Origin of the sequence: Achromobacter pestifer (genome assembly GCF_013267355.1) — a bacterium.
Classification (GTDB): Bacteria; Pseudomonadota; Gammaproteobacteria; order Burkholderiales; family Burkholderiaceae_B; genus Achromobacter; species Achromobacter pestifer_A.
Genome location: NZ_CP053985.1, coordinates 62,421 through 76,392, shown reverse-complemented (window position 1 = coordinate 76,392; position 13,972 = coordinate 62,421). Strand labels below are relative to the sequence as shown.

Here is a 13,972-nt window from a genome sequence, read left to right as displayed (position 1 = left end):
TAGTATGGAGATGAACCCCGATGAATAAGCCTTTGGATGGGGGATTGGCAGCCTTGAATGTGCCTGCCTACGTGAAGCACCGCGGACTGATCGACTGGGTCGCCAGCTTCGCCGCGCTGGCCAAGCCCGACCAGATCGTGTGGTGCGACGGTTCCCAGGAAGAATATGACCGCCTGTGCGAACAAATGGTCCAAGCGGGCACCATGCGCAGGCTGAACCCCGCCAAGCGGCCTAATTCCTTCCTGGCGTGCTCGGATCCTTCCGACGTCGCCCGCGTGGAAGACCGCACCTTCATTTGTTCCGACCGCGCCGAGGACGCCGGCCCGACCAACAACTGGGCCGAGCCCGCCGCCATGCGCGAGACGCTCAACGGCCTGTTCGATGGCGCCATGCGTGGCCGCACGCTGTATGTGGTGCCGTTCTCGATGGGCCCGCTGGGTTCGGACATCGCCCACATCGGCGTGGAGCTGTCCGACAGCCCCTACGTGGCCGTGAACATGCGCATCATGACGCGCATGGGCAAGCAGGTCTATGACGTGCTGGGCGCCGACGGCGACTTCGTCCCCTGTGTGCATTCGGTGGGCAAGCCGCTGGCCGAGGGCGAGGCCGACGTGGCCTGGCCGTGCAACCCGACCAAGTACATCGTCCATTTCCCCAAGACCCGCGAAATCTGGAGCTTCGGCTCGGGCTACGGCGGCAACGCGCTGCTGGGCAAGAAGTGCTTCGCGCTGCGCATCGCGTCCACCATGGGCCGCGATCAGGGCTGGCTGGCCGAGCACATGCTGATCCTGGGCGTGACCTCGCCCAAGGGCCGCAAGTACCACGTGGCCGCGGCGTTCCCCTCGGCCTGCGGCAAGACCAACTTCGCCATGCTGATCCCGCCGCAAGGTATGGACGGCTGGAAGGTCACCACCATTGGCGACGACATTGCCTGGATCAAGCCGGGCAAGGACGGCCGCCTGCACGCCATCAACCCGGAAGCCGGCTACTTCGGCGTGGCCCCGGGCACCAGCGAGCAGACCAATTTCAACGCCATGGCCACGCTCAAGGCCAACGTCATCTTCACCAACGTGGCGCTCACCGATGACGGCGACGTCTGGTGGGAAGGCATGACGGACACGCCGCCGGCGCACCTGATCGACTGGCAGGGCCAGGACTGGACGCCCGCCATCGCGCGCGAAACCGGCCGCAAGGCCGCGCACCCGAACGCACGCTTCACCGCGCCGGCCGCGCAATGCCCGTCCATCGACCCCGAATGGGAAAACCCCGAAGGCGTGGTCATCGACGCCTTCATCTTCGGCGGCCGCCGCTCCACCACCGTGCCGCTGGTCACCGAAGCCCGCAACTGGGTCGAAGGCGTCTACATGGCCGCCACCATGGGCTCGGAAACCACCGCCGCCGCTGCCGGCCAGCAGGGCGTGGTGCGCCGCGATCCCTTCGCCATGCTGCCGTTCTGCGGCTACAACATGAGCGACTACTTCAGCCACTGGCTGAAGCTGGGCAAGCAGCTGGAAGCCGCCGGCGCCACCTTGCCGCGTATCTACTGCGTCAACTGGTTCCGCAAGGGTCCGGACGGCAAGTTCGTCTGGCCCGGCTTCGGCGACAACATGCGCGTGCTGCGCTGGATGCTGGGCCGCATCGACGGCCAGTCCAAGGGCGTGGACCAGGTGTTCGGCATTTCGCCGAGCTACCAGGACATCGACTGGACCGGCCTGGAGTTCAGCCCGGACAAGTTCGAGCAGGTCATGTCGGTGGACGCCGCCGCCTGGCGCGACGAACTGGCGCTGCATGACGAGCTGTTCGCTCAGTTGGCGCAGGGCCTGCCCGAGGATCTGCCGGCCGCCAAGGCCAAGATCGAAGGGCGGCTGGCGGCCTGAGTCCGGCCATGCGTCGTGAGGGTGTCTGGCACTGGCCTACGCCAGATGCCTGACACTCCATGGGAAGCTGGCACAATCACCCCATGAAACTCGACGCTGAAGACCTCGCCAAGATCAGTTCCCTGACCGTCGCGCATTATCAAGAGAACGCGGAATCGTTCGAGGCCGGCACCCGGGACCACGACGTCAGCCAGAACATTGCGGCGCTCCTGCGCCACATCGAAGGCGATCCTCCCTACGACATCCTGGATTTCGGCTGCGGCCCCGGCCGCGACCTGAAAACGTTCGCGGCCCTGGGCCATCGCGCGGTCGGCCTGGACGGCACGCCGCGCTTCGTCGAGATGGCGCGGCAGGCCACTGGCTGCGAGGTCTGGCAGCAGGATTTCCTGCGCCTGGCGTTGCCGCCAGAGCGCTTCGACGGCATCTTTGCCAACGCCGCCTTGTTCCATGTGCCCGGCCAGGAACTGCCGCAGGTGCTGCGCGCCTTGCACGGCGCGCTCAAGCCGCGCGGCGTGCTGTTCAGCTCCAACCCGCGCGGCGGCAACCAGGAAGGCTGGAACCGCGGCCGCTACGGCGCCTACCATGACCTGGAAGGCTGGAGCGCCCTGATGACGGCGGCGGGCTTCGACGAGCTTGAACACTACTACCGGCCGCAGGGCCTGCCGCGCGAGCAGCAGCCCTGGCTGGCCAGCGTCTGGCGGCGGACGGGTTAAGGCTCAGGCGGCCTGGACGGTCCAGGGCGCGTCCGGCAGGCCGATCACTTCGCAATCCACCGTGGGACCTGCGCGTTCCAGCACAGCGAATTCGCCGTCTGCCAGCGCCATCAGCGGGTGGTGCCAGACATCCCTGTGCAGCGTGATGCCCACGCCCGCGTCCGCCATGAAGGCGCGCAGCGTGGCCAGGTCCGGCGCGTCCGCGCCCAGCGCGACCAGCACCACATAAGGCGTGCCCGCCAGCGGCAGGAAGGTCTGGCTGCCCAGCCTGTGGCGTTCCAGCATGCGCGCGGCAAAGGGCAGGGCGATCGCCTGCGCGCGGAATACCGACAGCGACGGCCGGCCGGCCGCTTCCAGCAGATCGGGTTCGCCCATTTCCACCCGCAGCGAGGTGCCGGCGTTGATGGAACGGCCGGCGCGGCCGGCGCTGCTGACGACCTCGCCATAGGGCGCGAAGGCCGCGGCCGTCAGGGGCTGGGCGATCAGGGTCCGGGCCGCCATCAGAAATTGATTCCCAGCCATTCGCGCACCTGCTCGTGCAGGTCGCCGGCGAAATCCTCGGGCGAGCCGGAGGCGGTGATCTCGCCCAGGCTCAACACGTAGATATGGTTGGACATGGCCACGACCCGGCGCACGTTGTGGTCCACCAGCAGGATGCCCATGCCGGCATCGGCGAAGGCGCGGATCCATTGGAATACTTCAGCCGCCACGCGCGGCGCCAGCCCGATGCTGGGCTCGTCGATCAGGCAGACCTGCGGCTGCACCATATAGGCCTTGGCGAATTCCAGCGACTTCTGCTGGCCGCCGGACAAGTTGCCGGCCTGGTCCTTGAGCTTTTCCTTCAGCACCGGAAAGCGCTCCAGCGTGTCCGCGAAGCGCGGCTCCAGTACGTTGCCGTAGCGCTTGCGCCGGCCCTCCAGCGGCAGGCGCAGGTTCTCCTCCACCGTCAGGTAGGGGAACAGGCTGGACTCCTGCGGGATGTACCAGAGGCCGTCGTCGATCATGCGGTGCGGCGGCTGGCCCGAGATGTCGCGGCCGGCGCGCGTGACGCGGCCGGACTTGGGCCGCAGGAAGCCGCAGATGGCTTTCATCAACGTGGACTTGCCCGCGCCGTTCAAGCCGATCAGGCCGCTGATGCGGCCGGCCTGCACCGTGAGCGAGACGTTGCGCAGCACGTCGATGTCGCCCATGTAGCCCGCGGTCACGCCTTCCATGGCGAGCAGCGTGTCAGGCATGGTCCTGCTCCTCTTGTCCCTGTTCGCCCAGATAGGCTTCGATCACCGCGGGTTCGCGCAGCACCTGTTGCGTGGGGCCGTCGGCCAGCACGCGGCCGGCGTTCATGCAGACCGAGCGCGGACACAGGTCCACCACCACCGGCATGTCGTGGCTGACCAGGATGAAGGTCTGGCCGCTCTGGTTGCGGCGGCGGATGAATTCCGACATGGTTTCCTTCATGACCGGATGCACCGCGGCGAAGGGCTCGTCCAGCAGCGCGATGCGCGGCGTCGCCATGAAGCAGGCGCCGAACTCCAGCAGCTTTTTCTGTCCGCCCGATAACTGGCCGGCATCCAGGTGCATGACGTGCACCAGCTTCAGCTCTTCCAGCAGTTCCAGCGCGCGGCGGCTGGCGGCCGCCTCGTGCAGGCCCATGGCCAGCCCGCACACGATCAGGTTGTCGTAGGCGCTGACGCGGTTGAAGACGCGGGTCATCTGGAACATGCGCAGCACGCCCAGCCGGGTCAGTTGGGTGGGGTTCAGGCCCATCACGCTGCGGCCGTCCAGCAGCACCTGGCCCGCGTCCGCCTCCAGGTGGCCGGACAGCACGTTGAGCAGGGTGGTCTTGCCGGAACCGTTGGGGCCGATCAGCCCCAGCAACTCACCGTCGGCGACGTCCATGCCTGCGCCGTTCACGGCCAGCAGGCCGCCGAAACGCTTCTGTATGCCGGAGATCTGCAACAGTGCCATCAGGCCCCCCTGGCGCTGGTGTTGGCGCCGCCGGAACGGCGCAGGAAGGCGCGGCGCGCCAGGCCCCACAGCCCTTCGCGGAAGAAGCGCGCGAAGATGATGACCAGCAGCGCGAACACGATCATCTGGATGTTGCCCACGTCGCGCAGCAGTTCCGACGCGACGTACACCAGCACCGCGCCCAGCAACGGCCCGACCAGCGTGCCCATGCCGCCGATCACCACCATGGCGATCACCATGCCAGTCTGCGTCACGATGCCGAGTTCCGGGCTGACCAACTGCGCGAAGGTGCCGTACAGGCCGCCGGCGAAGCCGCAGATGGCGCAGCTGACCAGGAAGGCCAGCGTCTTGTAGCGCACCACGTCTATGCCCCGGCTGGCCGCGCCGATCTCGTCGTCGCGGATGGCTTGAAGGAAGCGGCCGGGCCGCGCCCGCAGCAGCAGGAAGATCAGCAGCGTGACCGCCGCCAGCGCGGCCAGGAACAGATAGTAGTTGCCCACGCGGCTTTCCAGCAGCGCCGGCACGTGCAGGCCCTGGTCGCCCCGCGTGAAGTCGATGGAGTTGTAGATCACCAGGCGCACGATCTCGGCGAAGGACAGCGTGGTCAGCGCCAGGTAGGGCCCCGACAGCCGCAGCACGATGCGGCCCAGCGCCAGCCCGACCAGTCCGGGCACCACCGCGGACAGCGGCAGGCCCAGCCACAGCGGCACCTTCCAGTGATAGGCCAAGAGGCCCGTGGTATAGCCGCCCAGCATGGCGAAGGCGGCCGGCGCCAGCGAGAACTGGCCGGCGTAGCCCGCCAGCAGGTTCCAGCCGCAGGCCAGCATGGCGAAGTACATGCTGACGATCAGCACGCCCAGCCAGTAGGGCGAGGACACGCCCAGCGGCAGCAGCGCCAGCAGCGCCAGGAACGCCAGCGACAGCCGCATTTCCTGGCTCAGTTTGTTGCGCAACAGATTGGGATGGGCCAGCGGATCCATGTTCAGACCTCCCGCGCGCGTTCGCCGAACAGGCCCTTGGGCCGGAACAGCAGGATCAGGATCAAGAGCGCCAGGCCGAAGGTGTCGCGGTAGTCATAGGACAGGTAGACCGCGCCGAAGCTCTCCAGCACGCCCAGCGCCAGCGCCGCCACGATGCTGCCGGGGATCGAACCCATGCCGCCTATCACCACGATCACATAGGACTTGATGGCCGGAAACGCGCCCACGTCCGGCGCCGGATTGATGACCGGCGCCAGCAGCGCGCCAGCCAGTGCCGCCAGCACGCCGGAGGCCATGAAGATGATGCTGCTGGCGCGCGCCGTGTCGATGCCGGCGATGGAAGCGCCCAGCCGGTTCTGCGCCACCGCCTGCACCTGCCGGCCCCACAGCGAGCGCTTGATGAACAGCGCCAGCCCGATCAGCAGCACGATGGACAGGCCCGCCGTGATCAGCTTCTGGCCGCTCATCATGAAGGGGCCGACGGCCATGCGCGTCACGTCCGACAAGGCCGGGCCGCGCATGGGGTAGGGGCCCACCACCTTGTCGACCAGATTGATCAGCAGCAGCGACAGGCCGAAGGTGACCACCACCGCGTACTCGTCCTTCATCAGCCCCCAGGAGCCGTAGCCCGCGTACAGCGGGCGCATCAGCCAGCGCTCCGTGGCCCAGCCCAGCAGCGCGCCGGCGGCGGCCGCGACGGGCAGCGCCAGCCAGGGCGGCACGCCCAGCGCCAGCGACACCAGCGTGTAGGTGTAGGCGCCTATCATGTAGAACTCGCCATGGGCGAAGTTCACGACCTTCAGGATGCCGAAGATCATGGTCAGGCCGACCGCCATCAGCGCGTAGTACAGGCCGATGATCAGGCCGTTGACGAACAGGTCCAATGCCAGCACTCGATTCTCCCTGGCGCCGGGGGCCTGGCCCCGGCGTGCATCGCGGTCAGCTATCTTGGGGCAAGCAGAAGGCGCAGCGTGGCGGCACAGCCATTTATTTGGCGGGTTTCACCAGTTTGTCGACCTGCAGCGGCTGGCCGGTGGCCTGGATCAGCGTGGTCTTGCTCAGCGGCTGGTCGACTTCCGTCAGCTGATAGGTGACGTAGGGAATGTCGACCCACTGCTGGTAGGTGTAGCCCGGTTGCTGCGAGAACCCGAACTTGCCGCGCACGCCTTCGAACTGCATGCCTTGCAGCGCCTTGATGATGGCGGCGCTGTCGGTGGACTTGGCTTCCTCGATCGCGCGGGCAATCAGCAGCACCGAGTCCGCGGCCTGGAAGATCAGGCGGTTGGGTTCGGTCTTGGCCTGCTTCTGGTAGGTGGCGGCCACGTCCAGGCCGATCTGCGGCATGGGCATCTGCGGGTGGTACAGGCCGAAGGCCAGCATGTACTTGCCCGCCTCCTTCACGTTCTTCCAGAAGTCGGGATAGTCGGCGATGCCTGCGCCGTCGTAGAACCAGGTCTTGGCGCTGGGCGCCACGCCCTGTTCGTAGAGCTGGTTCATCAGGATGTAGGCGGCCGGCGGCAGCATGATGTTGACCACCAGCTCGGGCGGATTGGCGCGCAGCGGCAGCACGGCCGGGGTGAAGTCCTTGCCGGCGCGGTCCAGCGCGATGTATTTGTACTGGGTCTGCGGCGCGGTTTTCTTGAGGAATTCGCCCAGCAGCTTGGCCTGGCCGATGCCGTAGTCGGTGTTCTCGGCGAAGGCGACCACGCTCTTGACCTTCAGCGCGGCGATGGTGTCGGCCATGGCGCTGGAGACGCGGGTGTTGTAGTTGGCCGGATTGAAGACTTCCGGATAGCCCTTGGCGCGCACGTCGTCGGACCAGCAATTGGTATTGACGTAGGGCACCTTGTAGCGGTGCGCGACTTCGATCTCGGCCAGGCAGACCGAGCTCTGGTGGCCGCCCGTCACGGCCACGACCTTATCGCGCGAGATCAGTTTTTCGGCGGCCGCGCGGCCCTTTTCCGGAATGCCCTGATTGTCTTCGTAGATGATTTTCAGCGGCCGGCCCAGCACGCCGCCCTTGTCGTTGATCATCTTGGCGATGATCTCCACGCCATCCTTCACCTGCGTGCCTTGCACCACCGAGCCGGGCGGGGATTGCGCGATGCTCACGCCGATGACGACAGGATCGGCGCCGTGGGCGGCAGAGGCAAGTACGACCGCGGATACGGCTGCGGCTAAGCGAAGCAGTTTCATCGTGGTTTCCTTTTGGAAAGGATCAACGGCGATGCCGTCGCTCGCGCGGGCGAGGCGTCGGCGGGCGGGAACTCTGCTTGTTTGTAGTCTTGTAGTACCGGTCTGACCAGTTAGGGCTTACCAGCATGGAGGCCGGGACCGGCGCTGGCGCCGGCCTCGGAGGCGGCGTCAGGCCGCCAGCAGGTTTTCCACGCGCGCGGCCGTGTTCAGCACGCGCCAATCGGCGCCGCGTGCGCCCGCGATCTGCAAGCCCAGCGGCAGGCCGTTGCGGCCGCTGCCGCAGGGCAGCGTCAGCGCCGGCATGCCGGTCAGGTTGAAGGGCATGGTGAGGCCGGTGACGGCGGTGTGCAGCGGCACTTCGCGGCCCGCGATGGTGACCGCGCCCGCGCCGGAGCGCGGCGGCTCGATGCGCAGGGTGGGGGTGACCAGCACGTCCACCGACTGCATCGCCTGGTCGAACATCTGGGCCAGCGCGGCGCGGCCGCGTTGCGCCCGCGTGTACCAGGCGGCCGGGATGAACTGGCCGATCTCCAGGCGCACGCGCACGTCGTCGCCCAGGGTCTCGGGCTGATCGACCAGCCGGCGCCAATGGATGTCGGTGGCTTCGCTGCACAGGGTGGCGAATTGCAGCGCGGCGCTGTGCTCGACGCCGGGCAGGTCCAGCGGCACCAATATGGCGCCGTCGGCCTGCATCCGTGCCAGCGCCTGGTTGACCGCCTGCGCCACGTCCTCGGCCAGCGGGTCGTAGAAGTAATTGCGCGGCACGCCCACGCGCAGGCCGCTCAGCGCGCCCGCGCTGACGGTGCGTTCGGCCTGGCCCGACATGATGGAATAGGCCAGCGCGGCGTCGGCCACGCTGGCGGCGATGGGGCCCAGGTGGTCCAGGCTGGCGCCCAGCGCCTGCGCGCCGTCGCGCGATATGGCGTCGAAGGTGGGCTTGAAACCGACCACGCCGCAGCAGGCGGCGGGGATGCGGATGGAGCCCGCGGTGTCCGTGCCTATGGCCAGCCGGACGATGCCGGCGCCCACCGCCGCGGCCGAGCCGCCGCTGGAGCCGCCCGCGGTATAACCCGCCGCGCGGGGGTTGCCGACCCAGCCGTAATGGGGGTTCTCGCTGGTGATGCCGTAAGCCAGTTCGTGCAGGTTGGTGGTGCCCACCACCAGCGCGCCGGCCTCGCGCAGGCGCGCCACCGCCAGCGCGTCGCGCAGGGCGGGCGGCGGCTTCAGGCCGCCACTGCCGTTGGTCTGGGGAAAGCCCGCGACCTGCATCAGGTCCTTGACGGCGATCGGCACGCCCATCAACGGCATGGCCGCGCCTTCGCGCAGCTTGCGCGTGGCGGCGGCCGCCGCGCCGTCCAGCGCCGGGGTATCGGACAGGCTGATGAAGGCGTTGAGATCAGCCAGTTGGCGGGCCGCGGCCAGCGCGGCGCGGGCGGCATCGGCCGCGCGCGCCGGATCGTCGCGGCATTCGCGGGCGATGGCGGCGATGCCGCGCGCGTGGCGCGACACCGCGACGCCGCGGCCGGCCTGCGCGGCGGGCAGCCGTTCGGCGGGCGCGGCGGGCGGCGGCGCCAGGTAGCCCAGCTCGGCCTCCGGCGCCAGCGAGTCCAGCACGGTGAGTTCGGGCAGATTGACGCGCAGCCGGTCCAGCCAGGCCTGGCGGCGTTCGGAATAGGGGTAGTCAGCCAGTCGGGCCATGGCGTCGACGGCGCGGGCGTATCGATCGTAGAGGTCGGTCATGAGCGGCGCTATGTACAAGAAAGTGCGAGGGGCCCGCGGCTGTGCCGGGGCGCTTTGCAGTACGGCTTTATCCTAACCGGTCAGACCAGTTGAATGTCATAATGCCCAGGCAGTATATGGCTGTCAACGCCAAACCGGGGCGGCCGCCGCGCGCCCACGCCTTGAGAATTCCGCGATGAACACCGTCGAACACATAGCCCAGCAGTTGCAGGCCCGCATCCGCCAGCGCGATTGGGCCGAGGCCGGCAAGCTGCCGGGGCAGCGCCAGCTGGCCGAGGAACTGGGCGTGAGCCGCGCCTCGCTGCGCGAGGCCATCACCATGCTCGAAGGGCTGGGGCTGCTGCGCAGCGAAGCCGGCCGCGGCGTATTCATTGCCCGGCCCGGCGAAAAAGGCCTGGGCAGCGCTTACGGCCGCTGGCGCTTCCAGGGCCGCTACGCCTTGCGGGACGTCTACCTGGTGCGCAACCAGCTGGAGGAACTGGCCGCTGGCCTGGCCGCCGGCGTCGTGACCCAGGCGGGGCTTGCCCGCTTGCGCGCCACCATCACGCACATGGAACAGGCCGCCGACGCCGGCGACCTGGTGGCCATGTCGGAAGGCGACCGCGCCTTCCATGCCTGCCTGTACGAGATCGCCGGCAGTCCCATGCTGCTGGACCTGGCCGAGAACATCGCCGAAGTAGTGGACGGCAGCCGGCAGGTCGCGTTCGCCGATCCGGCGCGCGTGCGCGAGCCGATATACGAACACGCGGCCATCATCGACGCGCTGGCCACCGGGTCGGCCGAAGCCGCACGCCGCGCCATGCGCGCCCACATCTGCAACGTGGCCGACCGCGCGGGACTGTCGCTGACGATCCCCGGCGCCTGAGCCCCCCCTAGCGCTGTCCGTCGTGCACGGCCACCGCTTCCTTGGTCAGTCCGCCCAGCCGCGAATGCACCCGGCCGCCCGTGCCCATGACCAGGGCGAACAGGATCTCGTTGGCGCGCGGCGCATCCTGGATGCCGATCTCGATGCTGTTGAAATGGCTGCGCACATACGATGCATGGATGTAGTGCACCGGCACCATCATGCGGTAGCCGGCCACGGCCACGGCCTTGACGGCGGGCACCATGGCGCGGGGTTCGCCCAGCACGCTGCGCATGGCCCAGCCGCCGGCCTCATGCCAGACCGCGCCATGTTCCATTTCGCCGTCCAGCCCGACGATGGCGGCTTTGCTGTAGACCTCGATCTTGTCCTTGCCGCCCAGCGTCTCGACCAGTTCTGTCGCCAGCAGCGTGCCCAGGCTGCGCAGTTCGGCCATGAAGGGCATGAGGTCCGGCTCGTAGCGGCCGGCATAGGGATTGCGGATGACGGCGCAGGCGGCGGCAAGCGTAAGCGGCCGCTCGGGCGCAGGGCCGTTCTCGTGGTAAGTGGTCTCGACGATGAGGCAGCGTTTGCGGATATCGATCAGCGACATGCGGGGAATTCCTGGTAGCGGTTGAAAGAGCGCGTTCTATTGCGGCGGAATGCCGGTTTCCTTGACGATGGCCGCCCATTTGTCGATCTCGGCGCGCACGAAGCCGCCGAATTCGGCCGGGGTCTGTTGCTTGACGGTCAGGCCCTGGCGTTCATAGGTCTGCCTGAGTTCATCGTTGGCGAGGGCCTTGCCCAACGATTGCGACAGACGTTCGACCACGGGCGCGGGCAGGCCGGCCGGGCCCATCAGGCCGAACCACACGGTCAGGTCGAAGCCGGCGGCGCCGGTTTCATTGAGCGTGGGGATGTCCGGGGCCAGCGGAAAGCGTTCGGGGGTGCTGACCCCGTAGGTCTTGACCTTGCCGGCGCGCGCCTGTTGCAGGCCGTTGGCCAGGTCGGTGAAGGTAAGGTCGACGGTGCCGCCGATGACGTCGGTCAGCGCCTGCGGACCACCGCGATAGGGCACCGGCGTGACGTTGATCTTGCCCATGGCCGCCAGCTTGGCGCCGAACACCTGCGCGCTGCCCGAACCATAGGCATAGGTCAGCTTGCCCGGATGCTGGGCGCCATAGGCATACAGGTCGGAGACCTTGGTGCCGGGCATGCGCGGCGAACCCACCAGCAGGTAGGGGGTTTCGGCGACGGCGCCGATGGGTGAGAGGTCGGTGGCGGGGTTGTAGGGCAGATCCTTGAACAGGCTCACGCCGCTGGCCGCGGTGGACACGCCGACCACCACCAGGGTGTAGCCGTCGGGCTTGGCGCGGGCCACGTCGTGGGTGCCGATGATGCCGTTGGCGCCGGGCTTGTTCTCCACCACCACGGGTTGGCCCAGGTCATCGGCCATGGCGCGTCCCAGGCTGCGCGCCACCACGTCGGTGATGCTGCCCGGCGGGAATGGCACGACCATGCGGATGGGGTGGTCGGGATAGCCCGCGGCGCCAGCGGGCGCGAACGGCGCGCCCAGCGCCAGCGCTAGCGCGGCGGCGGATCGTTTCATGCTTGTCTCCTGTGGATGTCGTTGTTGTTGGCGTCCGGGGCTTCAGGTCGATGCCGGAGTTTCCTGGTGTTGCAGGTAGCGGTGGATCTCGGTGTTGTCCACGCCTGCGGGCATGTCCGCAAGCGCGCGCTGCCACAGCGCCGTGCACAGCGACAGCTGCGTGGCGGGAACGCCGGCCAGTGCTTGCAGCCCGTTCGCGGTGCGCAGGTCCTTGGCCATCAGCGCCAGGGCGAAGCCGCCGTTGTAGGTGCCGGGCACGATGAACTGGCGCAGCTTGGTTTCGGTGGCGACGTTGCGGCCGCTGGAGGCGTTGAGCACGTCGGTGAACACCTCCAGGTCCAGGTCCATGCGCTGGGCGATCAACAGCGCCTCGCTGGCCGCCAGCAGGCCGGCGGCGTAGACGTAGTTGTTCAGCGCCTTCATGGCGTGGGCGGAACCCACGGCGCCGGTGTGGATGAGCGAAGCGCCCATGCGCGAGAGCAGGGGGCGCACGCGCGCCAGGCCGTCGGCATCGGCGCCCACCATGATGGCCAAGGTGCCGGCGGCCGCCTTGGCTACCGCGCCCGACACCGGCGCGTCGATGAGCGTCACGCCGGCCGTGCGCAACAGCGGCGCCAGCCGCAGCGTTTCGGCCGGGTTGGACGAGCCCATGTCCAGCAGCACGGAACCCGGGCGCATCACGCCCGCCAGTCCATTCTCGCCTTCGATCACCGCGTTGGTGATGGCGCTGTCGGGCAACATGGTGACGACCACGTCGCAGGCGGCCAGCGCCTGCAGGCCGGCGGCCGGCTTGAGCGTCTGGTTCCAGGCGGGGTGGTGCGCCAGGCGTTCCAGGCGCGCGGGGTCGCGGTCATACGCCAGGATGTTGTAGCGCTCCTCGCCGCGGGCGAGGTTTTCCAGCATGGGCAGGCCCATCATGCCCAGGCCCACGAATCCAACGGTGAGTGTCATGCATTCCCTTTATCGAATCGTCCTGGAAAGCGCGCCAGGAGCCATCTGGGATGCTAATGAATGCGGGGTTGCAGCGCTTATGCTAAGTTGGCCAGGGGTTATAACAAACGATTATCGGATCACCCATGCGTTTCAAGCTCAGGCAGATGGAAGTATTCCGGGCGGTGATGCTGACCGGTTCCATGAACGGCGCGGCCAAGCTGCTGTTCGTGTCGCAGCCCGCGGTCAGCCGCCTCATTGCGCATACCGAGCAAAGCCTGGGCCTGCAATTGTTCGAACGCGACAAGGGCAAGCTCACGCCCACTGCCGAAGCGCAGCGCCTGTTCGAGGAGGTGGGGCCGCTGTTCGACGAAGCCCTGCGCATCGATGAACTGGCGCGCGACCTGGCCGAGCGGCCGGAGGGCGCATTGACCTTGTGTTCCAGCCCCAGCCTGGCCCTGAACTTCGTGCCGCCCGTGATCGCGCAGTACATGGAGCTGTACCCCAAGGTCAGGCTCAAGTTCCACACCACGTTGCTGTCCGACATGGCGCACGAGCTGCTGGGACGCAAGGCGGAACTGGCCGTATCGGTGCTGCCGATCGACCATCCTAACCTGGTGGTGGAGCCGCTGGCCACGGGCGAGATGGTCTGCATCCTGCCGCAGGGCCATCCGCTGGCCGCGCGGCGGGCGGTCAGCCTGGCCGAGCTGGCCGAGTGCCGGCTGATCCTCTACAACCGCAACATCCCGTTCGGGCAACTGGTGGCGGCGGCCTTGCAGCGCGCCAACGTCAGCTGGAATCCGGCCGTGGAAATCGTGCGCGCCGAACTGGCCTGCGCCCTGGTGCGGGTGGGGGCGGGCGTGGCCATCGTCGACGAGTTTTCGGTCGGGCAGCAGGGCTGGCCCGGCGTGGTGACGCGGCCGCTGCGCGAGTCCATCCCCTTGTCGCTGAGCCTGGTGCGTTCGCGCTTTGACCGTCCCAGCCGCCAGGTGCAGCGCTTCGTGCGCCTGATCAAGGAGCATGCGCGGACTTCGCGCAAGACGGGCCGCGCCCGGCCCGCCGCGTAGCCTGCATCCGCAGGGAACGGACAGGCGCCGCATTTTCCGGACACGCCAATTGGA

At 68.2% G+C, this 13,972-nt stretch carries 14 protein-coding genes; 4 read left to right on the top strand and 10 right to left on the bottom strand.

All coding sequences use genetic code 11. The features are described 5' to 3' along the window. The first annotated feature begins 20 nt into the window (after window positions 1-20). Window positions 21-1,877, top strand: a complete 1,857-nt coding sequence (locus FOC84_RS00845; protein ID WP_173142758.1) for a phosphoenolpyruvate carboxykinase (GTP) — start codon at window positions 21-23, stop codon at window positions 1,875-1,877. A gap of 83 nt (window positions 1,878-1,960) precedes the next feature. After that, window positions 1,961-2,590 carry a class I SAM-dependent methyltransferase gene (locus FOC84_RS00840; protein ID WP_173142757.1) on the top strand — a complete coding sequence of 210 codons (630 nt, stop codon included), beginning with the start codon at window positions 1,961-1,963 and terminating at the stop codon, window positions 2,588-2,590. A gap of 3 nt (window positions 2,591-2,593) precedes the next feature. On the opposite strand, the gene FOC84_RS00835 is transcribed toward FOC84_RS00840, so the two are convergent. From FOC84_RS00835 to FOC84_RS00805, 7 genes are all read right to left on the bottom strand, one after another. Then, window positions 2,594-3,112, bottom strand: coding sequence for an ureidoglycolate lyase (locus tag FOC84_RS00835; RefSeq protein WP_254241865.1), 519 nt, complete (start codon window positions 3,110-3,112; stop codon window positions 2,594-2,596). After that, window positions 3,091-3,825 (bottom strand): ABC transporter ATP-binding protein, encoded by a 735-nt coding sequence (locus FOC84_RS00830; protein WP_173142756.1) that lies wholly within the window; start codon window positions 3,823-3,825, stop codon window positions 3,091-3,093. The genes FOC84_RS00835 and FOC84_RS00830 overlap by 22 nt, the downstream gene beginning before the upstream one ends. Then, window positions 3,818-4,555 carry an ABC transporter ATP-binding protein gene (locus FOC84_RS00825; RefSeq protein WP_173142755.1) on the bottom strand — a complete coding sequence of 246 codons (738 nt, stop codon included), beginning with the start codon at window positions 4,553-4,555 and terminating at the stop codon, window positions 3,818-3,820. Before FOC84_RS00825 ends, FOC84_RS00830 begins: the two co-directional genes overlap by 8 nt. Continuing rightward, window positions 4,555-5,535 carry a branched-chain amino acid ABC transporter permease gene (locus tag FOC84_RS00820; protein WP_173142754.1) on the bottom strand — a complete coding sequence of 327 codons (981 nt, stop codon included), beginning with the start codon at window positions 5,533-5,535 and terminating at the stop codon, window positions 4,555-4,557. The genes FOC84_RS00825 and FOC84_RS00820 overlap by 1 nt, the downstream gene beginning before the upstream one ends. Window positions 5,536-5,537: 2 nt before the next feature. Beyond that, window positions 5,538-6,428, bottom strand: a complete 891-nt coding sequence (locus FOC84_RS00815; RefSeq protein WP_054459153.1) for a branched-chain amino acid ABC transporter permease — start codon at window positions 6,426-6,428, stop codon at window positions 5,538-5,540. Between the two features lie 94 nt (window positions 6,429-6,522). Beyond that, the gene (locus FOC84_RS00810) at window positions 6,523-7,731 is read right to left on the bottom strand and encodes an ABC transporter substrate-binding protein (RefSeq protein ID WP_173142753.1); all 1,209 of its coding nucleotides are present in this window, start codon (window positions 7,729-7,731) and stop codon (window positions 6,523-6,525) included. Between the two features lie 168 nt (window positions 7,732-7,899). Continuing rightward, entirely contained in the window at window positions 7,900-9,471 is a 1,572-nt protein-coding gene (locus FOC84_RS00805; protein ID WP_173142752.1) for an amidase, read from the bottom strand. A gap of 175 nt (window positions 9,472-9,646) precedes the next feature. On the opposite strand from FOC84_RS00805, the gene FOC84_RS00800 reads away from it, so the two are divergent. Next, window positions 9,647-10,336 (top strand): FadR/GntR family transcriptional regulator, encoded by a 690-nt coding sequence (locus FOC84_RS00800; RefSeq protein ID WP_173142751.1) that lies wholly within the window; start codon window positions 9,647-9,649, stop codon window positions 10,334-10,336. A 7-nt stretch (window positions 10,337-10,343) separates the two neighbouring features. Here the strand turns inward: FOC84_RS00800 and FOC84_RS00795 are convergent, their stop codons facing one another. From FOC84_RS00795 to FOC84_RS00785, 3 genes are read right to left on the bottom strand one after another with little or no spacing between them, the layout of a single operon-like run. Continuing rightward, entirely contained in the window at window positions 10,344-10,925 is a 582-nt protein-coding gene (locus FOC84_RS00795) for an amino acid synthesis family protein (protein WP_173142750.1), read from the bottom strand. Window positions 10,926-10,961: 36 nt separating this feature from the next. Continuing rightward, entirely contained in the window at window positions 10,962-11,921 is a 960-nt protein-coding gene (locus FOC84_RS00790; RefSeq protein ID WP_173142749.1) for a Bug family tripartite tricarboxylate transporter substrate binding protein, read from the bottom strand. Window positions 11,922-11,963: 42 nt separating this feature from the next. Then, entirely contained in the window at window positions 11,964-12,872 is a 909-nt protein-coding gene (locus FOC84_RS00785) for an NAD(P)-dependent oxidoreductase (RefSeq protein WP_173142748.1), read from the bottom strand. Between the two features lie 125 nt (window positions 12,873-12,997). Here FOC84_RS00785 and FOC84_RS00780 point away from each other — a divergent pair, with 125 nt between their 5' ends. Beyond that, the gene (locus FOC84_RS00780) at window positions 12,998-13,918 is read left to right on the top strand and encodes a LysR family transcriptional regulator (RefSeq protein WP_173142747.1); all 921 of its coding nucleotides are present in this window, start codon (window positions 12,998-13,000) and stop codon (window positions 13,916-13,918) included. Window positions 13,919-13,972: the final 54 nt, after the last annotated feature.

Excerpts from the sequence above, each read along its gene's own strand:
- FOC84_RS00845 (WP_173142758.1), top strand. The coding sequence starts at position 21 with ATGAATAAGCCTTTGGATGGGGGATTGGCAGCCTTGAATGTGCCTGCC.
- FOC84_RS00840 (WP_173142757.1), top strand. The coding sequence starts at position 1,961 with ATGAAACTCGACGCTGAAGACCTCGCCAAGATCAGTTCCCTGACCGTC.
- FOC84_RS00835 (WP_254241865.1), bottom strand. The coding sequence starts at position 3,112 with ATGGCTGGGAATCAATTTCTGATGGCGGCCCGGACCCTGATCGCCCAG.
- FOC84_RS00830 (WP_173142756.1), bottom strand. The coding sequence starts at position 3,825 with ATGCCTGACACGCTGCTCGCCATGGAAGGCGTGACCGCGGGCTACATG.
- FOC84_RS00825 (WP_173142755.1), bottom strand. The coding sequence starts at position 4,555 with ATGGCACTGTTGCAGATCTCCGGCATACAGAAGCGTTTCGGCGGCCTG.
- FOC84_RS00820 (WP_173142754.1), bottom strand. The coding sequence starts at position 5,535 with ATGGATCCGCTGGCCCATCCCAATCTGTTGCGCAACAAACTGAGCCAG.
- FOC84_RS00810 (WP_173142753.1), bottom strand. The coding sequence starts at position 7,731 with ATGAAACTGCTTCGCTTAGCCGCAGCCGTATCCGCGGTCGTACTTGCC.
- FOC84_RS00805 (WP_173142752.1), bottom strand. The coding sequence starts at position 9,471 with ATGACCGACCTCTACGATCGATACGCCCGCGCCGTCGACGCCATGGCC.
- FOC84_RS00800 (WP_173142751.1), top strand. The coding sequence starts at position 9,647 with ATGAACACCGTCGAACACATAGCCCAGCAGTTGCAGGCCCGCATCCGC.
- FOC84_RS00795 (WP_173142750.1), bottom strand. The coding sequence starts at position 10,925 with ATGTCGCTGATCGATATCCGCAAACGCTGCCTCATCGTCGAGACCACT.
- FOC84_RS00790 (WP_173142749.1), bottom strand. The coding sequence starts at position 11,921 with ATGAAACGATCCGCCGCCGCGCTAGCGCTGGCGCTGGGCGCGCCGTTC.
- FOC84_RS00785 (WP_173142748.1), bottom strand. The coding sequence starts at position 12,872 with ATGACACTCACCGTTGGATTCGTGGGCCTGGGCATGATGGGCCTGCCC.
- FOC84_RS00780 (WP_173142747.1), top strand. The coding sequence starts at position 12,998 with ATGCGTTTCAAGCTCAGGCAGATGGAAGTATTCCGGGCGGTGATGCTG.